The 24,577-nt window shown below is 24.3% G+C and carries 13 protein-coding genes; 12 read left to right on the top strand and 1 reads right to left on the bottom strand.

Annotated elements, in window-relative coordinates; all coding sequences use genetic code 4:
• Positions 1–122 precede the first annotated feature (122 nt).
• Positions 123–1,520, bottom strand: a complete 1,398-nt coding sequence (locus tag T405_RS00065; RefSeq protein ID WP_169734318.1) for a helix-turn-helix domain-containing protein — start codon at positions 1,518–1,520, stop codon at positions 123–125.
• A 190-nt stretch (positions 1,521–1,710) separates the two neighbouring features.
• Here T405_RS00065 and T405_RS00060 point away from each other — a divergent pair, with 190 nt between their 5' ends.
• The 12 genes from T405_RS00060 to T405_RS03665 all read left to right on the top strand — a co-directional run bounded on the left by T405_RS00060 (position 1,711) and on the right by T405_RS03665 (position 24,186).
• Positions 1,711–4,101: an ATP-dependent DNA helicase gene (locus T405_RS00060; protein ID WP_036429807.1), complete on the top strand. Its 2,391-nt coding sequence runs from the start codon at positions 1,711–1,713 to the stop codon at positions 4,099–4,101.
• Positions 4,101–4,664 (top strand): aminoacyl-tRNA hydrolase, encoded by a 564-nt coding sequence (gene pth, locus T405_RS00055; RefSeq protein WP_036429805.1) that lies wholly within the window; start codon positions 4,101–4,103, stop codon positions 4,662–4,664. The genes T405_RS00060 and pth overlap by 1 nt, the downstream gene beginning before the upstream one ends.
• On the top strand, positions 4,651–5,526 hold the full coding sequence (gene tilS, locus T405_RS00050; protein ID WP_036429804.1) for a tRNA lysidine(34) synthetase TilS: 876 nt from the start codon (positions 4,651–4,653) through the stop codon (positions 5,524–5,526). Before pth ends, tilS begins: the two co-directional genes overlap by 14 nt.
• Before the next feature lie 35 nt (positions 5,527–5,561).
• Positions 5,562–7,604, top strand: coding sequence for an ATP-dependent zinc metalloprotease FtsH (gene ftsH, locus T405_RS00045; protein WP_051619503.1), 2,043 nt, complete (start codon positions 5,562–5,564; stop codon positions 7,602–7,604).
• A gap of 95 nt (positions 7,605–7,699) precedes the next feature.
• A complete protein-coding gene (locus T405_RS00040; protein WP_036429800.1) occupies positions 7,700–15,631 on the top strand; it encodes an ABC transporter permease in 7,932 nt (2,643 codons plus the stop codon).
• Positions 15,631–16,572 carry an ABC transporter ATP-binding protein gene (locus T405_RS00035; protein WP_084271885.1) on the top strand — a complete coding sequence of 314 codons (942 nt, stop codon included), beginning with the start codon at positions 15,631–15,633 and terminating at the stop codon, positions 16,570–16,572. Before T405_RS00040 ends, T405_RS00035 begins: the two co-directional genes overlap by 1 nt.
• A gap of 20 nt (positions 16,573–16,592) precedes the next feature.
• The gene (locus T405_RS00030) at positions 16,593–17,141 is read left to right on the top strand and encodes an inorganic diphosphatase (RefSeq protein ID WP_036429797.1); all 549 of its coding nucleotides are present in this window, start codon (positions 16,593–16,595) and stop codon (positions 17,139–17,141) included.
• 176 nt (positions 17,142–17,317) lie between these two features.
• The gene (locus T405_RS00025; RefSeq protein WP_051619501.1) at positions 17,318–18,640 is read left to right on the top strand and encodes a BMP family ABC transporter substrate-binding protein; all 1,323 of its coding nucleotides are present in this window, start codon (positions 17,318–17,320) and stop codon (positions 18,638–18,640) included.
• Between the two features lie 81 nt (positions 18,641–18,721).
• A complete protein-coding gene (locus T405_RS00020) occupies positions 18,722–20,557 on the top strand; it encodes an ABC transporter ATP-binding protein (RefSeq protein WP_036429794.1) in 1,836 nt (611 codons plus the stop codon).
• Positions 20,557–22,164, top strand: coding sequence for an ABC transporter permease (locus T405_RS00015; RefSeq protein WP_036429792.1), 1,608 nt, complete (start codon positions 20,557–20,559; stop codon positions 22,162–22,164). Before T405_RS00020 ends, T405_RS00015 begins: the two co-directional genes overlap by 1 nt.
• Positions 22,164–23,114 (top strand): ABC transporter permease, encoded by a 951-nt coding sequence (locus tag T405_RS00010; RefSeq protein WP_036429789.1) that lies wholly within the window; start codon positions 22,164–22,166, stop codon positions 23,112–23,114. The genes T405_RS00015 and T405_RS00010 overlap by 1 nt, the downstream gene beginning before the upstream one ends.
• Before the next feature lie 4 nt (positions 23,115–23,118).
• Positions 23,119–24,186 carry a hypothetical protein gene (locus tag T405_RS03665; RefSeq protein ID WP_051619500.1) on the top strand — a complete coding sequence of 356 codons (1,068 nt, stop codon included), beginning with the start codon at positions 23,119–23,121 and terminating at the stop codon, positions 24,184–24,186.
• The last annotated feature ends 391 nt before the right edge of the window (positions 24,187–24,577 follow it).

Here is a 24,577-nt window from a genome sequence, read left to right as displayed (position 1 = left end):
TCTCCTATTTAATATAATTATTTTCTGTATTAATAAGTCTAATAAAAACAAAAAAGTTATTTTAATTAACAAAAACAAAAATAAAATTAACTTTTTAACCTTATTAACAAGTTAGTAATTTATTAATTTATTCCATTAATTTCCCCAATTAAAAACTCTATTGCATTCTTAAAAGAAGGATTTTTATCATCAGAATTAATTTTTTTAATAGCGCTTAATATAGTAGAGTGATCTCTGTTGAATAATCTACCTATTTGTGTGGATGAATATGTTAATAAGTTGTGGACTAACAAAATACAAATATGTCTAGCAATAACTATTTCTTTTTTTCTTGACTTTCCCAAAATTTCTTTTTCTTTTACTTTATAATGTTTAGAAACAGATTTTAATATAACATCAAAAGTTACTTCTTTTTCTTCTTTTATATAATCTATAAATAAATTTTGAACTTTATCAAAAACAAAATCATCATAAACTTTAAATTCATCTTTTTTATTTATTAATTTAATAGCTGCTCCGAAAATCGCTCTAACAGATTTTGAATGATTTCTAACAATTAAATTTTTTGATTTTTCATCTAGTACTTTAATATCGAAACCTGATTGATTTAATTTATATTCCATTAATTTATGTAAATCATCTAAACTAGGATTTTGTATTTTAACAATATAACCTTCTTGGATTCTTGTGACAAACCTTTTATCAAATAATTTTTCCATACCATTAATATCTAGTTCAGATGAAATAATAGTTAATTTATTTAAAAGAATCCTATTATCTAAGATGTGATAGATAAAATTTTTTGTTTGTGTTTTTTGTCCTTCACCAAATATTTGAAAATCATCAATAAGCAAAATGTCCAGATTACTTAGAAGTTCAGATACTTCTGTTATTTTTTTTGAATTGTTTTCTTTTAATAAGTTAGCAATATATATAGAAAAACTTAAAGGAGTTAAATAAAAACCGTTTTTATTGTTTTTCAAAAATGAATTCCCGATAGAATGAAGTAAGTGAGTTTTACCTAAACCTGATTGACCATAAATATAAATTGTCTTTAAGTTTAAAAAATTTTGGTCTAATTTATTGACTAAATTAAAAACTTCATCATTAAAATTAGTAACTAAAAAATTTTCATAATTCATCTGAGAGTTGTAATTATTCAAAGAAAAAAAATTACTTTTTTGATGACCTGAAGAATTATTAAATAAAGAAATTTGATTTATCACCTTTTCTTCAATTTGTTTTTCTTTTATAGTGTTTTTAATAGTTAGTTCATAATTAATTTTTTCACCAAAAACAATTTTAATTGAGTTTTCAAAAATTTCTTTGTAAATACCCTTGAATTGTAATAAGTTTTCTTCTTTTTCTAAAGGTATGAAAATTAAAACAAAATTATCTTCTTTTTGAATTACTTTCATTTTAGAAAAAAAAGATTTTCACATCATATTATCATTGATTTCGTTCCTCAAATAATTTAATAATTTTTCAGTAAATTCATTTAAGTTTTCTTTTTTAATCATAAACAAATTATATAATAAATTAAAAATAAATAACATATTTATAAACAACTTTTATAACTATATTTAAGCAGAAAACATACTTATTAACATATTAATATAAATTGTTAATAAGTATGTTAATAACTATTTAAAGTCTAGTATATATAAAAATAAGCAAAAAAAAATAATTAAAGTATAATTTAATATAATTATGGTTAATTTATCTAAAGAGAAAATAACAGGAAAATTTGTAAAACTTTTAAAAGGAAGTTCTTCGCAAGGATGGGGTTTTTTGCTTTTTGAAACAACAGATAAAAAGAAAAAAATCTCAATTTATACAAGAAAAAATGTACCAGATTTATATAAAAAATATGAAATAGAGATTCAACAAAGTACAACAAACAAAAACTCTTTTGTTTTACTATCTTTTGTCCCTATATTAGAATTAGTAGATACTGATATAGAAATAAAAGAACATATTTTAAAAATTCAAAAAATAGGTAAAATAACCGCACAAAAAGTTTTTGATAAATGAGGAAAAACTTTTTTTAAAATGTTAGGTTCATTAGAAGTAAATAAAAATATCTTAAAAGAAATTTTAAATGAACAACAAATTGATAACTCTTTCGATTATTATGAACATAATCAAGAAACGATTAATAAAATTTTAAAATTAAGCGAACAAGAAAGTGAGTTCTATAAAGAAAATATCCGTTTTTTTTATTCTAATGATTTGATAGATTTATATGATTTTTTAAAAAAGAAATTTGAAACAGAATCTATTGATTTTATAAGTAAATATAAAAATATCAATCCATATTTATTATATATAGAAGATAACTTTAATTTATATACAGTAGACAGGTTTGCGATTCTGTTGGGTTATGACATTTATTCTAATAAAAGATTTGAAGCATTCATATTAAAAGTTATGGTTAGTTTAGAAGAAAATAATTCAACATTATTTTCTTTAAAAGAAGTTTATAAAGAGTTTTTAAAAACTATATCATTAGACCATTTTGAAGAAAATTTAAACTTATTTCAAAAAAGTTTGTCTAATTTAATAGATAAAAATAAAGTAAAGTTAATTAATAATAAATTTACAAGAAATATTACATATGAAAAAGAGTTATTCATATCAAAACAATTGATTAATCTATCTAAAAATAAAAAAATAGTATTAAATAGTGAAGAAGAAAAAAATCTATCTTACTTATCTGATGAACAAAAAAATGCATATTATAATTTTATAAACCAGAATTTCTTGATTGTTTCAGGAAACCCAGGAACAGGAAAGAGTAATTTAATTAAACACTTTTATAATACATTAAAAATCAATAATCAAAAACCAGAAAAAGATTTTTTTATTTTAACACCAACAGGTAGAGCCTCATCAATATTAAGTTCTAAAAACAAAATATTAACAAGGACAATACATAGTTTTTTAAAAATAAAAGATGATACTGAAGAAGTTGAAATTAAAGAAAACTATGATGAAGTTAAAACAATAATAATTGATGAGTTTAGTATGGTTAATATTTCCGTGTTTTATAAACTTTTAAAAACCTGTACTAATCTAGAAAAATTAATATTAGTAGGAGATAAAGATCAATTGCCTGCAATAGGACCAGGTGATATATTAAACGATTTAATTAATTCTAATTTATTTCCTACTGTAATATTAAAAAAATTTTATAGAAGTAGCTCGTTAGAAATAAAAAAATATGTTGATTTTATCAATAATATAGGTGATTATACAAACCCTGAATATCTTAAAAACATACTAACTTATTTTGAAGAACTTTATAAAAAAGAAAAAATAAATGAACAAACATTTTCTTTTATTCAAAGTAACTTATTAGCAAATAACACAAGCGTATTAAATGATTATTATGATTTAGAAGATAATTGAAATGAATGGTTAGGTAATTCATTACAAAATAAACCAGTAAACTTTTTACTGTATAAAGAATTTGAGTGAGATTTATTAAATTTATTTAAAAAATCAGTTAACAAACACGGAATAGATAATACCATCATTTTATGTCCTATGTATAAAGGTGAATCCGGAATAAACAAAATAAATAATTTAATACAAGAAAGTCATAACCCAAATGGAAAAGTTGTTCATACATCGAAATTTAATAATGAAAAAATACTATATAAAGTTGGTGATAAAGTAATTCAACTAGTAAATAGATACGAACAAGGTTTATCTAATGGTGACATAGGTTATATTCATACTTCAGAAATAAACGAAAACAATGAAATCAGAATTAAGGTAAAGTTTATCTTAGATAATAAAGAAAGAATAATTACATATTCAAAAGAAGAATTTAACTCAGAAATTAATCTAGCTTATGCAATCACTGTTCACAAATTTCAAGGTAGTGAAACTGATAATGTTATTTTTATATTAAATTATAATCATAGATTTATGTTATCAAGAAAGTTGGTTTATACTGCAATATCTAGAGCAAAAAAAGAATTATGAATATTTTCTAAAGAGCAAAATTTATACTCTAAATTCTTAGTACCAAGATTTTTAGAAAAAACAGAAATATATACCAACACCCAAACCATTTTAAAAGGAGGTCTTTAATGAAGTTGATAGTAGGATTAGGTAATCCAGGGAATCAATATAAATACACTAGACATAACTTAGGTTTTTTAGTAGTAGATAGGATATGCAAAAACTTAAATTTAACTTTAAATAAATCAAAATTTAATGGTGAGTATGTAAAATTAGATGATTTTATCTTAGCAAAACCATTAACTTATATGAATTTATCAGGACAATTTATTTCTCAAATTTGCTCATATTTTAAAATAAAACCTGAGGATGTTTTAGTTATTCATGACGAAAAAGATTTTGAATTAGGAAAAGCATCCTTAAAAAACAAAGGTTCAGGTGGTTCTCATAACGGAGTTAAAAATATAATTGAGCAACTTGGAAGTGATAATTTTAAAAGACTCAGAATAGGTATAAACGCTCCTTTTCAAGGAGAATTAAGAGATTTTGTTTTAGGTACATTTACAGAAAAAGAAATGATAACATTAGATTCTATGATAGATAGTTGTGCAAATGTAGCTATTTCGTTTGTATATAATGATATAAATATATTAATGAATAAATTTAACCAATTAAATAATGGAAAAAAATAAAAAGTATTTAATTGCTGTTAGTGGCGGACCAGATAGCATGTTTTTATTAGACAAATATAAAAATAAGAACATAATTGTTGCACATGTAAATTACAATCAAAGAAAAGATAGTCACATAGATACTAATATAGTTAAGGAATATTGTAAAAAGAACAATATACCACTAGAAATTATGGAATTCAAAAAAGAAGATTATACCTTCAAAAATTTCCAAAATTGAGCAAGAGAACAAAGATATTTGTTTTTTAAGAAAATTTACTATGAAAATCATTGTGATTATTTATTAATCGCTCATCATTTAGATGATTTTATAGAAACAGCACAAATGCAATTACAAAGTCAAAGAAACCAGTTTTACTACGGGATAAAAAAAACTAACAAAGTTTATGATATGTCAGTTTATAGACCTTTTTTATTCAAATATTTTAAAAGTACTATATTAAATAAATGTATCAAAAAGTTAATACCATATGCAATTGATTATACAAATGAAAAAGAAGTTTACACAAGAAATAAAATAAGAAAAGAAAACCAGAAAAAAAATAAACTCAAAAAAATTCTTTTTTTATTTTATATATTGCTGAAAAATAAAAAAAGAAAAAGGATTTTTAATTTAGTTTTAAAAGAGTACAAAATATGAAAAGAAAGCAAATTCAGCCAAGATTTATTTAATTTTTTTAATTTTAAAAATGAATTGATTTTTATGATGATTAATAATAATTTTGTAAATGTAAATTTGACTAAAGATAAAATCAATTCTATTATAAGTTTTATAGTTTCTAAAAATAGAACAAGTAAATATAAATTGGATGAAAAAAATTATTTAATTAAAAACAAAGGTCAAGTTTTTGTTTTTAATTAAATAAAATAATATAATTTAAAAAGAAAGAAGGGAAAATGTTTAAAACAAAAAAGAATATATTCTTAATTTTAATATTAATAATAATAGGTATCATTATTTTTTCATTTTTGATAAGTAATTTTATTAATAAAAATTCAGAAATAAAAACAACATTAACTGTCTTTGTTAATAATTTAGAAAAAGCAGCAAATTCAGATGATGACTCAATTTTCTTTAAAAGTATACAAATAAATAAATATGATAATACAATACATTCTGTATTTTTTGATGGAAAAAGAAATTTAAATTTATTGACATATGGTAATGAAGAAAGTTTAAGATTATTAATTCCAAATTATTCAACTGTTTTTCAAGAAGTTTTTAAAGTAACAGATGATAAAGGTGTTGTAAGCATAGTTGGTGGTTTACAAACAACACCTGCTCCAAAACCAAATATATGATTAAATATTTTTGTTTCATTAATTCCAACATTTTTATTAATCACAATTATTTATTTTATATATAGATCACAAATGAAAATGATGAATGGTCAATCAGGTGCGTTTGGAGACAAAAGTCCTGCACAAATAATTAAATCAGATAAAAAATTTAGTGATGTAGCAGGGAATAAAGAACCTATTGAAGAAATTTCAGAAATAGTTGATTATCTAAAAAACCCAAAAAAATATGAAGAATCTGGAGCTAGAATGCCTAGAGGTATTCTTTTAGGTGGTCCTCCAGGAACAGGGAAAACTTTGTTAGCAAAAGCAACAGCGGGAGAAGCTAATGTTCCTTTCTTCTTTGTTTCAGCATCTAATTTTGTTGAATTATTTGTCGGAATGGGAGCAAAAAGAGTTAGACAAGTCATAGCAGAAGCAAGAAAAAATTCACCTGCAATAGTATTTATTGATGAATTAGATGCTATAGGAAGAACAAGAGGTTCTGGTATAGGTGGAGGGCACGATGAAAGAGAACAAACTCTTAACCAACTACTTGTTGAAATGGACGGAATAAAAGAAAATTCTGGTTTATTATTTATAGCAGCAACAAACAGAACTGATGTTTTAGACCCAGCATTAACCAGACCTGGTCGTTTTGATAGAGTCATTACCGTAGGTTTACCAGATGTATCAGAAAGAGAAGAGATTTTAAGATTGCATGCAAAAGGTAAAAGATTTTCAGAAGACGTTAAATTTGTTAATATAGCAAAAAGAACACAGGGTTTTTCTGGTGCTCAACTAGAAAATGTTATAAATGAATCTGTTTTATTATCTGTTCGTCAAAACGCAAAAGTTATAACATTACCTATCATAGATGAAGCAATTGATCGTGTAATGGCAGGGCCTGCCAAAAAATCAAGAACTATAACAAAAGAAGAATTAACATCTGTTGCCTATCATGAAGCAGGACATGCAGTAGTTGGTTTAAAAGTTCCTGGAGGAAATAAAGTACAAAAAATTACCATAATTCCTAGAGGACAAGCGGGTGGTTATAATTTAATGATGCCAGAGAATGAAAAATATAATTATTCTAAAAAAGAACTTTTAGCTACTATAGCAAGTTTTATGGGAGGAAGAGCAGCAGAAGAAATAGTTTATGGAAAAGAAAATGTTTCTACAGGTGCTTCTGATGATATAGAAAAAGCAACAAACATAGCAAGAAGAATGGTAACTGAGTTTGGTATGAGTGATTTAGGTCCAATAAAATACCAAGAAGAAAGTGGTAGTCCATTTTTAGGAAAAACACTTGCAACAAGTTCTTCTTTATCAAATCAAATAAGTCATGAGATTGATTTAGAAATTAGAAAAATAATTATTGAAGCTCAAAAAATAGCATATCAAACCATACTAGATAATAAAGAATTATTAGAACTTATAAAAACCTTGCTTTTAGAAAAAGAAACAATTATTGCAGAAGAAATTAATTATATTGCTCAAAATCTAAAATCACCTCCAAAAGAAACAAAAAAAGAAATTGAACAAGAAAAAGAGTTTGATTTAGATTTTCTAATAAAAGAATCTAAATCAGAAAACCAAAAAGAAAAAAATAATAATGATTTACATTTTGGTCCTATAAATGAAGAAACAGAAATTAATTAAATAAAAGAGGGAAACCTCTTTTTTTTAATTTCTAAAAATTCTATTATTTTTAAAATAATCATAATAATTTATAATTATTTATTTAAGGGAGACTTATGTGAAACTTATTTAAAGAGGTTTTTCGTTCTTTATTTAAAAACAAAATAGTAGTTTCTGGATTAACAATACTAATATTCTTAACATCTGGTATTTTTACACTACTATATGACACAAGTAAAGCGATGAGAAATCAATTTAATTATTATAAAGATAAATCAGTTAATCATGACTTAACTGTAGATTTTAATTTACCATCAAGTGGTAATGCATATAATGGTGGTTATTATATAAATGGTCTAACAAAAGTTAGTGGTGGTTCTGGTTATGATAAAGGAATTAGATATATTGATCAAAATGCATTTTCAGAAAAAAACATAATAGATTTCACTGAAATAACAGACCAATATTTAAAGTTATCTAGTTTTAAACATAATGAAACATCTAAGAATGATGAGTATATTTTAAGAAATGATTTTTTAAGTTTTTATAATAATTATATTAATGAAGAAACTTTAGAAGGTTTTACATTAAATTATGATAACCAAGAAAAACAAATAATTTTTAATAAAAATCAAACATTTAATTTATATAAAAAAACAAATAATGGAGATTTCATCCCAAGCAAAAATATAGAAATTTTAGACCAATCATCAATCTTTAGATTTGATAAAGAATATAATCTAAACGAAATTTCTTATATAACTAGTCAAAATCCTAAAGATATAAATATTTCTCAAATAGCAACATTATTCATAAATACACTTACAAAAGAATTAACATTTGATTTTATTAAAGGGAAGGAATGAGAAAAAGAAAGTTTTGTTTTAAAAATTTCAGGTTATGGTATTTCTTCTTTTTTAGGTTTTATACCTTACAATAACCAAAACAACGTCTTTGAATTTGATCATCAATCAACTCCCACATTTTATGATAAACAAGAAAATGAAGATATCACATCATTATTTAACAAAAAAATAAAAACAGAATTAACATATTATGATTTATTTAAAAATGAAGAAATAAATATTATAGAAAGCAGAAAATTCACTTTTAAAAAGAATAATTCATATATACTCCCTCTCAACTGAGTCAAAAAACAAAAAACCGAATCTTTTTATTCAAGAAAACACTATGAAATAACATATAACAATTTAGACAAAGACAAGTGGACGGGTTCTTACAAAACTTTTATTGAAAATCAAATAAAAAATAACAACAATGTTTTACCAAACGATTTAAATAACTTTTCATATTGAACAAAAGAAATAAATTATTATAACATTCCATATGTTATACAAAATAATCAAACAGAATTAGGTGAAGAAAAATTACTAAGAGCACAAGAAGGAGCGTTAGATTACAATGATTTTCTCACTGTTGATTTAAGTATAGCAGATGAAAAAAATCAACCTGATAACTTCTTAAATAATATTTATTTTTATCAAGGAACAAAAAAGATAATTGAAATAGAAAACATACAGAATTTTAATGAAGAGAAATATGAAAATCTAATAGACAAAAATATTTTAACTAAAAAACAAAACATCATTAAAGAAGGTGCACTAAATATAGTTAAAAATGAAATTTACAATTATATATCAGAACAAGTATCGAAAGAAAATATAGGGATTAGGCAAAGCATAACAGTAGATGCTTTTGATGATGAAGGCGGAGAAAAAAAAGTTTTTCATTTTATTAATACAGGTAACAATGAGAGAAAAATTCACAACATTAAAAATAATATTAATTTACTAATTAATGATAATTCTCACAAAAACAATTTAAATAATTTATCTACCGAATTTTCAAAATTCTTTACAACAAAAGAATTAACTCCTTACATTTCAAGTGAAATAATAAAAAAATTAGCATCAAACATTATTCCAGATGAATCATATATAAAATTAAGTTATGAATACAATGATTTAGAGCATACTAATGAAATTAATGGAGATGTTAATACATACATAAAAAGTAAAATATATAAATTATCAAGATATACAAATAATAAACCAGAAAGAAAAAAAGATGATTTTTCCGGTTTAGGGATTGTTGTTCTTGGTGATACTATAACAGTAGTTGCCCCGGTGTATGATTCAAACAATAATATTATAAAATGAAAAAATGTTAATGTAGAAGGTTATATTAATGGGGACATACCAATTCAAGAAATTAATAATTATCTGCAAAAAAATAGATTAACACTTTTTGTGGAAATACTTAAAGATAGTTGGGTCGCAAAATCAAATTTGTTTTCTAATTCTGTTTATTTACCTTTTGTTTTCAGATCACCAGATAATACAATAGTTAGACAAGCTCTAGCTGAAAACACTTTAGCACTAGGAGTAGAAAGGATAGAAAAAAGTTTACTAGAAACAGATTTGGTTCAAAAAGGTTTTATTTCAAAAGAAACTATTTATGCAATTAAGGAAGCAATTAATATTTCATTTGATAAAAACAATTTTGCTACTATATTCTCAAGTGGACAAATAAATTTAAATATCTTACCTAAAATGATTCTAGATGGTATTTATGTTTTATCACATAACCCTAACGGAGATTATTTTAAAGAACTTTTAACTGGTTTATTAGCAAAAGTATTAGATTTATCAAATTCAAATTCTTCAGATGAAACTAATAAAAAAGAATATTTAAAAACAGAAATAAATAAGTTCTTTAACTTTATTGATTTATTAATTGGTTCTGATTTAAAAAATATATTTAATTTTAATGTTTTGATTAATTCTGCAAAAGATACATCACTAATGTTAACTTACATTATTGATTTAGTTAAATCCGTAGACTTTAAATTGTTTTCGGATTATAACCAAAACTTCTTTGATAATGAATACAATAAATTAGTCCCTAATCCAGATTTCCCTAGTGATAGAACAAAAGATTCGTTAAGAAAAATTAGTAGTTTTGAAATATTAATAAATTTCTTAAAATCTATTAATCAACAAACATTAAAAAGAACATTAATAAATATTATTAATAACATCGAAGTTCAATCATTATTTAACTTTAATAATAGCAATAACATATTTAACATATTTTTAGGTAACTTAATAGAACCAATAAAAAAAATATTCCCTTTACTAAATTCATATAAAAACTCTATAGATTTACAATATAAAAACATTTTAGAGGGAATTAAGTTTTTAATTAATGCATTTGATTTTAATATTTTTATAGAAACTTTAGAGTCTAAATTAAAGTTAGTTCATTTTGAAACAGAAAGAATAGATTTTGATATTAACAAAAATACACAAAAAATAAAAACTACTCAAGTATCAAGCACATTAAGTGCAGAAGATTTTATATATTCTGCACTAAAAGCCTTTTTTAATGTACCAGGTTCTAACAAAAGAATTAAAGATGAATTGATTAAAATGTTGAATTTATCAAACAAAGGTTCAAGCCAAAAAATTGGAGATGAAGAATATTTAACTATCCCATCAAAAGACGATAATAAATTAGATTATTTCGATTTAATTGCTCTTTTAAACCCATCACAACCTGTATCTGAAGCACAACCTAATAATAACTCATCATTTATTAACATTAATGAATTTCAAAAAGTAGAAAGTCTGATAAATTATTTTAAGGAATTTGAGAAAATAGAATGAGAAACAATACCATCTGATTTGTTTAATTTATCTTCATTTTATTTCAAGGTTAAAAATAAAAAAGAGGTTTGAAACAAAGAACAAATAAACAAAATAACTAATGAATGACAATCAATAATAAACAATCTAAAAATAAACAGAAGTTCAAATATATCTTCAAAACCTTTTTGAAGTTTAGTTGATTTATATATAAACAAAGAAAGTTCAGTTGAATCAAGTTTTTTTAGCAATTTTATATCAGGGTCATTTAAAAGTTTTTTTAATACTCAATATGAAGGATATAATTACTTAAAACACATTGTTCCTTTACTAAGTTTTTGGTGAGATTTATTCAATCCTGAAATAGAAGGCACAATCCAAGAAAAGAAAAATTTTTCAAATGAATTACTTAGTTTAATAAACACTAAAGAAGTTTTAGATTTATTTAATGATTTTAATTTGTTTCAACCATCTTCACAAAATATATTAAGATATAAAGAAACAGGTTTTGGTATTTCGAGGTCACTAGCAAATCCCGAAAAAATGAGAGAGTTTTTCTTCAGTAAAGATGACCTAGGAAGATACCAACAGAACACACTAAGAAGTATTTCTAGAAAATTTCCAAACCTAATTCCTTTCATAGAAAAAAACAGTTACAACTTAACTAGAATCATTTCTTATATTGCCTCTGATGATATGTATTTTAAATTAGATGAAAATCTAAATGAATATAATGGTTTTAATTTGAAATATAAGAACTTATTATCATCACTTACCTATTTATTTATAAATAAATACTTAACAGACAACATTTTAAATAAATACAACGAAATTAATTATATTTTTAATAAAGATTATAAATCTATTTCTTTAGACAGATTAGGTGTATCAGATGTTTTGTTAAATCCTATATTGTCCAAGAAGAATCCTCAAGTATTATTATGAATGTTATCAGATACCAATAACATAGGGGAATCAGCTTCAAATAACTCTAATTTAGCATATTTTATTAACAATAAAATTATAAATATAGAAGAACTAGTTAATGATGAAAAAAAAGCATATGACTTAATAAGTAGTTATTTTACAAAAAGCAAATTACTTGAGTCTATAGTAGAAAAAGATTATATTTATGAAATTTATTTAGATGAACACTTATTCACATCATTAACCGAAAAAGTCAGTTTAAATCCTGAAATATATAAGCCTTTTGGTATTGATTTATCTGATACGATAATTAAATTAATAAACTCAATCACAAGTTTAAATAAATTTAATACAGGACTAGTTTTTAATCAAAGTAGTTCATATGTTGCAAAAGTTAATTATGCATATTTAATACAAAACAACAAAGAAATCTATACTGGTAATATTCCAGAAAACCCAATTCAATTACTTGAATTATTAAATAAACTTCCTGATAAATATCTTTTAGATGTGAATGGTTCAAAATATTTAATTATTGGTGATGATATTAGTTTTGATTACTTTTATCCTATATTAGATGAAAATAACTTACAAGTAAACACAAAATCACAAGCTTTAGTATACGTTAATGATAAAGGTTTTGATCGTATTGTGCAATCATATCAAGGTACTTTAATAAAAGAATATTTAACTGTTAAGAATAATACAAAAATAAGCAACGATTTATTAAAAAAAGATATTGAAAATTTTGTTCAAAGTAAAATAGACGATAATTCAAATTTACAAAGAACTTACCTATATGATGAATTAGATCCATTAAATCCTGAGAGAAGTTTAAGAATAAGTTCAGTAGAACAATTGATATTATCAATTTCATATGTGTCTAATATAATTTTAGGGTTATTAGTTTTTTTAGTTGTTGTGTCAGTTATATTTATTATCAAAAGATATATATCTAACAAAAATAAAGTTATAGGAATTTTATTTGCTCAAGGTTATACACCTCTTCAAATTGCTTCTTCTTTAACTATTTTTGCATTTTTTACAATTTTAATTGGTAACTTTTTAGGATACATAACAGGATTTATGTTGCAATCTATAGCGATAAGAGTAATAGATAGTTATTGAACAGTACCTATTCAAACTTTAAATTTTTCTTTATTTACATTATTAGTTAATATTTTAATCCCTCTTATAGCAATGTCTGTGTTAATAATTACCGTATCATTAAGATCTTTAAGATATAAATCAATAGATTTAATGTCAGGTATAGTTGAACTAAGTACCAGTGAAACATATAAAAAATACACTACTTTATTTAGAAAAAGAAATATAAAAACCAAGTTTGGTGCTTCTTTAATCTTCAATAGTTTTTGAAAACTAGTTTCTTTCGGAATTAGTATAGCACTAGCAAGTATTACTACAATATTTGGTTTATCAACCTTTGGAGTATTTCAAAAAACAATAAATCAAACCTATGAAAATAGAGCATATAATTATAGAATTGATTTGATTACCCCCACTGTTCAAGGTGGTTCATTTAAACCATTAAATCCAAGAGATATCAGAAATAATTTATATGTACCAGTAGGTAATATTTCGGAATTGAATCTATATCAATCGGACTACTTTAAAGCAGGTTATTCAAGTTCAATTAATGTTGATAATAAAAACGGTATACCAAAAATATTTGATGGACATTTATTAACACAATTCTCGGTGAATTTAAAAATTGATTCAAGTGTTTCTATTGATCCATTTGAAATAGTTTATCAATCTTTACCCGATGTTCAAAAAGCACGTATTTTAAGTACTCGTGATGATGTAGGTAAGGCACTAACCTTTACTCAAAAAGATATTCCTTTTGAATTAGATTCGAATGGTCAAAAAACTTTATCATTCAAATTTGATAAAGTTAGAGCAAAAGGTATCAATCAATTCTTTATTTATCTACCGAATGAAAATAATATTATTGATGGTAAATTTTTTGCAATGGTTTGAGATGAAATAGAGCATAAATATACTCATCAAATAATTACAACTTCAAGATTTAGAGAAGAATATAGAGAATTTCTAGTTAATGGATATGAACAACTTTATAAAGAAGGCAATGTAAGTGACTTCTTAATGATTTTTGATGGAATTTACTTTGATGAATTAACAGATGAGACTTATACATATGTTGATGCGACGTTAAAAGATCAAAAAATAAGATTATATGGATACAAGAAAGATTCAGAATTAATTAAAGTTCCAGGTTACGGAGATTCAGATTTATTAAAAGAAATAAATGATGAATTTGAGAATAATAACAACGATATAAATAAAGAAATTCCTTTAATTATAAATAGAGTTGTAGCAGATAAGTTTCATTTAAATATCGGTTCTAAAATAACATTAAAACCAAGCAATTTAACTTATACATATGAAAACAAAATTAATGAAAAATTAAACAAAATAACAAAAAAAGAAAACAATTATGTGTTTGTAGTTAAGGGAATCAATCAAACGTTTATAAACAACGAGTTCATAATACCAAAAAAAGCAGCAGATAAATTAATAGGACTTGATGAACTAGTAGAAAACGAGTATCAAACACTGAATAATATAGACTTAGAAAAATATAAATTTAATGGTATTTTATCTAAAAATAAATTGCCTATGCAACTATTATGAAGTGCAGGATTGTATTCTGTTTCTGGTTATTCAGGTTCAATAGGAAGTTTTTCAATTATAAGTTCTACAGAAAAAGATAAAAAGGATTTATTTGATGGAATTTTTGGTTCATTAAGAACAGTTAAAAACTCTAAAACACCAGGAGCATTGTCGACTTTAGGTTATACAGATCAAGAAATAATAAGCTTTATTGACAGCACTATATTTGTTTCTGAATCTAATATAGAGGATATTTATAGTCAACTAAGAGAAAAACCAGATGATGCAATAAACAAATTTTCAAATATATTTGATGATAAATTGTATGTTCCGTCTGCTTATACGTTAGATTCAAAAGAAATAGAAATATCATTTACCTCTACAATAGGAAGTACAGTGCAAACAATTATTACAGCTTTAGCATTATTGTGCTTCTTAATTTCAATCATAATATTAATTATAATTTCTACAATTTTAATTCAAGAGAATGAAAAAAACATTGCTATATGAAGTATTTTAGGTTATACAAATAAAGAAAAAGTAAAAATGTTTTTTGGTATTTATGTTCCGTTTATCATTCTTTCTATTTTAATTTCTATACCAATTGCATTTGGATTAATGTCTTTATTTGGTGTTTTCTTAGTAACTGGATCATCTATTTCCCTTCCTATAGCAATTTCATTGTTAACAGTATTAATAACATCATCTATTGTGTTTTTTGTATTCTTAATTACATCCATTTCTGCTTGAATTAATATTAATAAAATTAAAGCAATTGATTTATTGAAAGGAAAATAATGTGAAATTTTTTTAGAAGAAAAAAAGAAGAACAAACAGATAATATACAAATAGTTTCTAAAAATTCCAAAATCAAAATAACTAAAAAAAATGTTTTTGATTATTTAGATAGTGAATCAAATGTTTCTATAATTAATGTTGACAATTCAATAGCAAGAATATTGAGAAAAGTCGGAAATAAAAAAAGAAAAAAAGATGAAAATATTAATTTAACAAATTCAGAAAACGCAATTATCGAAGTTAAAAATGTAAGTAAATATTACTTATCAGGAAACTCAGTAACAAAGGTATTAAAAAATGTATCTTTAAGCATTAATAAAGGTGATTTTGTTATGATTTTTGGGAAATCAGGAGGAGGTAAATCAACTTTATTAAATCTAATAAGTGGCTTAGATAGACCATCTAAAGGTGATGTTATAGTTTGCAACAAGAATTTACCATATTATAGTGATTTACAATTAACTCTATTTAGAAGAAAACACGTGAGTTTTATTTTTCAAAATTATAACCTGTTGCAAAATCTTTCTGGGTATGATAATGTTCAAACAGGATCATATTTACAAAAAGATAAAAATTTAAAACTGGATATAGATAAATTATTTTCAGAGTTTGAATTAGAAGGAGTAAAAGACAAATATCCATCACAAATGTCTGGAGGGCAACAACAACGTATTTCTATATTAAGGGCATTAGCAAAAAATTCAGAAATAATTTTTGCTGATGAACCAACAGGAGCATTAGATGAAAAAACAACAGGAGTTGTTTTATCTTACTTATATGATATCAATCAAAAATATGGAACAACTATAGTTATGGTTACTCATAACCCTGACATTGAAGCAATTGCAAACAAGATAGTATTTGTTAAAGAAGGAAAAATAAGTAAAATTAAAACAAATCCAAATCCTGTCCATCCAAGCACACTTGATTGAAAAGGGTAATTTTATAATATAATTAACATATGAAAAAAATAGATGTAAAAATAGAAATCCAAAAAAATTCCAAAATCAAATATGAATATAATCGTAAAACTAAAGAAATAGAAGTTGATAGAATTTTAAGAGGTGATTTTGTTTATCCTTGTGATTATGGTTTTGTACCAAATGCACTAGACTGAGATGGAGATGAATTAGATGTTTTATTATATTCTTCAGAAACATTTCAGCCAGGAGTAAAATTAAGTGCAAGAATAATAGGCGCAATGAAAATGATAGATGATGGAGAAACAGATACTAAATTAATATGTGTGCATGCAGATGATTATAGATTAGATAATATCCAAAGTCTTAGTGATCTACCATCAGAATTTCTAGAAAAAGTCAAAACTTTTTTCTCAACATACAAAAACTGAAAACGTATAGGAATTACAGAGGTTTCTGGTTTTGAAAACACTGATTGAGCTTTAAAAGAATATTATGAATGTGTAGATTTAATGAATAAATATGGTTCTTTAGATAAAGAAGAATTCATTTCAAGAATGCAAAAAGAACACCCAGATAAATACAAATAAAAACAACCCAGTTCATCAATTGAGTTGTTTTTATTTGTCGATTTAAAGATCTTAAAATGGAAATTTCCACAAAAATTTCCATTTTAATGCAAAAAAAATGGTATTACTTACAAATAAAAAAAAAAAACTACATATTATATTATAATAATAAAACTTTAATATAAGGAGTTTATTATATGAAAAAACAAATTAAAAAATTATTTTTAGGAACTGGATTAATTTCTATAGTGCCAGTTTTTGCACTAGCTGCACAATGTGGAAAAGAAGGTCCAATTACTAGACCATCAAATTATATACCAGAAAACCAAAGGGTAGCAGAAATAGTTAAAGACACTACATTTACTTTACCTGAGGAAATGGTAGGAACAAAATTAGTTGTTATAACTGACTCAGGTAGAGTTACAGATAAGTCATTTAACCAATCACAATGAGAAGCATTAAATGTATTGCAAGATCAAACAATGACTAAAAAAACAACAGAAGGTGGAAAAACAGAAGATGTGTTCAATTTAAATATTAGTTCTATTGAACCAAGTGGTGATTACCCAAGTGCATACAATGCTGCTTTATCATCTGGTAATAAAGTTTGAGTTTTATCTGGATTTACACATGGTGATCACATTAAATCATACATTAAAGCAAATGCATCTAGATTAAAAAATGCAGGTGTTAAAATTATTAATGTTGACTTTGTTATAGATCCTGAAGAAGTAGGTTATGCAGATGTATATAATTTAACTTTTAAAGTAAATGAAGTTTCATATGTAGCAGGTTATGCATTAGCTAAATTTATAAGTGAAAACGAAACAGAAAATAAAAAATTATCATCATTTGGTGGTGGACCATTTAATGCTGTAACTGATTTTATAACAGGTTATTTAAAAGGTATATACGATTGAAATAAAGAAAATCCTGATAAGAAAGTTACACATACACCAGTTAGATTAGATTCTGGTTTTGTTCCAGGAGAACAACTTAATAATGTTATTAATGGTCTTCTAGCAGAAAACCCAGTATCAGCATACCCTGTTGCAGGCCCTGCAACACAATCTACAATTACAATAAACAATAGCAAATCAAACTCAAAAACTAAATATATTATTGGAGTAGACGTAGATCAATCTAAATCATTAGGAACAGAATCATCTGGATTATTCTTTACATCTGTAATGAAAAACTTAACACAAGCTGTATATGATACTATTTTAGAAGTAGTCTTTAATAGTAATAAAAAACCTATTTTTAAAGGTGGAAGCACAAAACACATTAAAAAAGGTGATATAGCTGAAAATTGAGTTAAGTTAGCTGCTTCAACATTAATAAATGAAGCATTAAGAACAAAAGCACAAGAAGCAATAACAACAGCTCAAAACAAATTTAATTCACTTTCTGCTGAAGATAAAGCATTCTTAGATGAAGATAAAGCAGAAAAAGGTGGACAACAATACGAAAATCTACAAGATTTAATTAACAAATTACTAGAAAAAGTAAATTCTTAATATAATAAAACACACATTTATTTTGTGTGTTTTATATCAATAGATTAAGAGGAATTAAATTTTAATAAACAAAAGGAATTTATGAAAGAACAAAACGCAATTGAGTTTATTGAAATTTCCAAATATTTCGGTCAGATTAAAGCAAATCAAGATATAAGTTTTGAAGTAAAAAAAGGTACAATACATGCTCTTATAGGAGAAAACGGAGCAGGTAAAAGTACCTTGATGTCTATCTTGTTTGGTTTATATGAACCAGATAAAGGTGTTATAAAGGTTAATAATAAAGAAGTATTGATAAAAGGACCAAATGATGCTAATAGATTAGGTATAGGAATGGTTCATCAACACTTTAAATTAGTTGATGTTTATACAAATTTAGAAAATATTGTTTTAGGATCAGAGGATAGTAATAAATATACAAAAATTATTAATTATAAATATGCTATTAAAAAGATTCAAACAATACAGGAAACGTTCAATTTACATTTTAATTTAAATAATATAACAGGAAAAGAGACTGTTGCAACACAACAAAAAGTAGAAATTATGAAAATGTTGTTTAGAGATTCAGAAATCTTAATTTTTGATGAACCTACAGCAGTTCTTACAGACCAAGAAATTCAAGGTCTACTAGAAACATTTAAATTATTTAGAAAACAAGGAAAAACAATTTTATTTATTTCTCATAAATTAGGAGAAATAAAAGAAGTAGCAGATAATGCAACAGTTTTAAGACATGGAAAAATAACTGGTAATTTTAAAGTTGCTGATGTTTCGATAGAAGAAATGGCAAATAAAATGGTTGGTGGTGAAGTTGAAATAGCAAGGAATGAGTATTCTGATACATCAAATAATCCTGTTGTTCTTAAACTAAATAACATTTCAACTTCTTCAGAAAAACCTTTAAAAAATGTTTCTCTAGAGATTAAATCAGGGGAAATCCTTGCAATAGCTGGTGTAGAAGGTAATGGTCAAACAGATTTAGAATACGTAATAAGCGGAATGATTAAACCTACACAAGGTGAAATTCTCTTATCTAAAACTGATTTAAATAAAAAAAGAAGTAAAGAAATCCAAAAGAAAAATAAAATAAACAGTTTTATTTCACTTGGAATAAGTATTTTATCATTAGTAATTTCGATTATTTTATTCACTTTCCCAACAATAACTACAGACCAAAGATACATATTCACATTATTAGGTGCAACATTAGTTATTTTGTCACTTATCTTAATGTCAGTGTTTATTAGTAAAGAATATGGTATTTACATAAAGAGAAAGTTTAATAACTGAAAAAAAGTTATATTAAAAAACAAAGAACCAATAATACAAAAACCAGAAAATGAGTTTATTAATTTAACAGAACATAGTGTTTCTAATATATCTCGTTTAGGAGTCTCATTTATCCCTAGTGATAGACACAAACATGGTCTAGTATTAGATTACAATATCAAAAGTAATACTATTTTAAGAAGATTATGAGATAGTGAATTTGTGAAATTTGCTATCTTACGTGAAAAATCAATAGTAAGAGAAAATCAATCAATTATACAAAAATATGATGTTAGGGGTGCTAGAAATGGTTTTTCACAAGCAAGACAATTATCTGGTGGAAATCAACAAAAGTTTATAGTTGGTCGCGAAATGAACACACCTCATGATTTTATTTTAATAGTTCAACCAACACGTGGTCTTGATGTGGGTGCTATCAAAAATATTCATGAACAAATTCTAGATGAAAAAACTCAAGGGAAAGCTATTTTATTAATTTCTTATGAATTAGATGAAGTTCTAGCATTAGCAGACAAAATAGCTGTTATAAATGGTGGAGAAATTTTGGCTATAAAAGAAACTAAAGATTTAACCAGAACTGAAATAGGTGTTTATATGGCACACAAAAAAGAAGGAGGTGTCTAATGAAAAAAAATGTTTATCATAAAAACAAAATAATTAATTATTTTGAAGGATTCAGACGCTATCTTCTTTTCGAAGATAAAAAAACAGGAAGAAGCAAAGTTTACGCTTCATTATGGTCAGTTTTCTTTGGTATTTTAATATCATCAATTATTTATATGATAATAGGTAATACCGGAAGTTCACCAAGAGGAACATCACTATTTAGTTTTATTTCCTATATGATTGATTTTTCTTTATTAAGAGATATCAACAAAACAGATTTATTATTATATTTTATATTTTTTGGTTTTGCTGGTTTAGGGGTTTCATTAGCATTTAAATCTGGTTTATTTAACATTGGTGTAGCAGGACAAATGACTATGCCTGGAATAATTTTCTTTAGTGTTTTAATTTTATCTAGAGTGAAACCATCAGAACTTAATCCATCATTTTTAATAGGGATGTTATTTATATTTATTATTGGTGGATTTATAATGGGATCAATTTCAGGATTTTTAAAGGCTTATTTTAATGTCCATGAAGTTATTTCAACTATATTTTTAAACTGAATTGTTACTTACTTATCACAATGATTATTTACTAGAGTAAATGGAGTTTTTGGTGGTTCAGAAGTAGCCTCTTGATTTGATGATATAGGGGGGCCAGCAAAAATTTTTATCGCTGAAGATCAAATATATTCATTCATTTATTTTGGTTTTGCTTTCTTGATAATTTTATCTGCAGTAATTTGATATATATACTCTAAAACAACCTTAGGTTATAAAATAAAAATGGTAGGTTTAAACAAAACTAATGCAAAATATGTAGGGGTAAACGAAAAACTGATGACAGTTTTTGTAATGGCAGCATCGGGTGCATTAGTTGCTTTTGGAGGTTTCTTTTACATTATTTTAAAAGACGGTAGATTAACAGGAGAACCATCACCAATAACAATAGGTTTTGATTCAATAGCCATTGCTATGATTGCCTTAAATAGTCCTATCGGAGTTTTATTTTCTTCTTTCTTATATTCTATAATTTATACTTCTAGAACATTATTTCAAACATTACAAGGTAGTGAAAAACTAGAAAATGAATTTTTTGTGTTGCTTAATGGGATTATTATATTTGTAACGGCACTAAGTTTAATATTCTACAAATTTAAACCATTAAGAAGCATATTTAAGCAATGTTATTTAGTAACAAACAAAGAATACTGACTAAACTTTAAAACATATCATATAAGCAAATTTAAATACGTAATTCCAGAGAGAATAAAATTATTTAAAAAATATTGACAAAATTTAATTTTAAAATTCAAATTTAAACAAAAAGAAAAAGAATATCAAAATTATATTTTAGAAAAAATTAGCAAATCAAAAAACTACTCAAATGAAGAATTAATGAATATGTATGATTCTCTTTCAAAGAGTAAGTTTGAACACCTAAAAGAAAAAGAAAATTTTGGTTTACATGAATATACTGATGCATTAAGCAAATATAAAAACCAAAAATCAGGAAGAAAAAATAATTTTAAATTAATTAAAGAAAAAATATTTTTATCTTATTTATCAAGTATAAAAAACAACTATATGAAGAAATATAATATATCAGAAGGAGATGAATAATGGAAATTATTATTAGTCACGCAGGATTCTTCTTTTGTTTATTATTATTAGGTTCTATTTCAGGTATTTTTTCAGAAAGAGCCGGAATTGTTAATATAGCAATTAATGGTTTCATGGTATTTGGAGCTGTTTCTTATGCTTTTTATAGTGCTTTATTTACAACTATCTGAGGAATAACTAATATGTGATCAGGTATAGCATTAATGTTGTTATCCTCAATTACAACAGTAGCACTATCATTACTGTTTGGTTTTGCAACTATTAAATTAAAAGCAGACCAAACTATTTCTGGTTTTGCTATTAACATTTTAGCTGGTGGAATAGCAGCTTTATTAGTAACAATAATAACATTGCGTATTCAAAATTCTGGTTCTTATATAACATTTAATGGAAGACCAGAAATAGCATTATCACCAGATGAAAACAAATTTGCTAATTTAGTTTCGTTAAAAGTTTTTATAACTATTATTATTGCACTAGCATCATGATTTGCATTACGTAAAACAAAATGAGGTTTAAGATTTAGATCAATAGGAGAAAATCCACAAGCAGCAGATGTTGCTGGAATTAGTGTTAATAAAATTAAATGACAAGCAATGATTATTGTAGGCTTAATCTCTGGTGTAGCAGGTTCAATATTCATTCAATCAACCCGTTTAGATAATTTCTCTTTAACAAAAGATGTTTCAGGATTTGGTTTTATTGCTCTTGCTATTATGATTACTTCAAGATGAAAAATTTCTATATCTATCTTAACATCCTTATTTTTCTCTATATTATTATCAATCTCATTTTATGGAACTATTTCATTTGGAGAATCCTTCCAAAAATACAAGGATTTATTCCAAATATTACCATATATAGTTACATTAATTATTATGATAATCACAAGCAAGAATACACAAGGTCCAGCTGCAGCAGGAATACCTTATGATAAATCTAAGAGGTAGTTAAATGAAAATAGTTAATGATTATAAAAAGTTTCAAGAATATAAAGAGAGTGCAGATAAAAGTCTTTTTCCTTGAATAAAAGAATCTGTGAATAAAGTTTTAAAAGAAAAAACACCCATATTAAAAAAATACAAAATTTTAAAATATTCTTTTTTGGGTATTAGTATTTTATGATTGTTTATATCGTTAATGATAATTATATTTTCTAAAAATGAAAATAGTATTATTGTTTCTTTAATTTTTATTCTTTTATTTGTATTAACAATAGGAATTTCTGCTATTATGTTTTATATTTATAATAAGAAAAAATATGATGTTTATGGGTTAATTAGAAGTCATATAGATAGATTATCACTTTATCAACATGCATTTACAGAATTAGATAAAGGTATTAAATATATTGGTTATGTTCAACAAGACAAATTAGAAAAAACAATAAGTTCATATAAAAATTGTGAAATATTATCTGCTAAAGAATTAGACGCTTTTAAATCATCTAAAATTCCTTATGATGCTTATTTCAATAGAATATTAGATGAACATTATCTTTTAATAAATGATTATCCAGCTAAACTATATGTTGTTGAATATGAAAAAGAAACAAAAAATTCTAAAGGTGAAATCACAAGATCTTATCATTATTCAGGTTTTATTAAATTAGACACAACTTATTTAAAAGAGAAAGTTTTTGAATTTACTTTACTTGATGGAAAATTTAGTAGAAAAAAATCTATTGAAACAGAAAATGATAATTTTAATAAAACATTTAATTTGGTTTCACCAGATCCAATTAAAGCTAGAATGATGTATACACCTTTATCTATGGAATTATCTTTAAAAAGATATTATGATAAAGAAGGAACTAAACTATCAGGATTAAAAATTCATTCAAATGCTGCTTTAATTAGGTTTACATTTAATATTGATTCAAATTTTATGGAATTATCATTCCCTACATTCTTAAGTTCTGAGGAAAAATTAAGTAAACACATATACAAAGATGTATTATTAGATACATACACACTATATTACATATTATCATTAATATATATACCAACTTATTTAGATTAAAAATAACTCGTTTGAGTTATTTTTAATTATAATATTTGTAATATTACTTCACAAACAAAACGACACCGAAGAAAAGAAGGGAGTAATTAATTACAAACTAATCAATAAATATTCCGAACTTTTTACAAAAATATTATAACACAAACCAATCAATCAATAAAGCATTTTCAAAAACAAGGATGACCAAAAAGATAATTCTAAATTTTTCAGAATTATTTATTTTTTTCTTAATTTCTTCATTTTGCAAAGGATTTTCATAATTGTTTTATCTAAGATAAAACAAACTTCTTATTCGCGCGCTCACACGTACGCGCTACTTTAAAGTGCAAGAGAACGACGTTTAAATTTCTAACGAAAACTCTTATTTTACTATTACATAGTAATAGTAATT

Origin of the sequence: Mycoplasmopsis felis ATCC 23391 (assembly GCF_000701865.1) — a bacterium.
GTDB lineage: Bacteria > Bacillota_I > Bacilli_A > Mycoplasmatales > Metamycoplasmataceae > Mycoplasmopsis > Mycoplasmopsis felis.
This window is presented reverse-complemented; position numbering and strand designations above follow the sequence as displayed.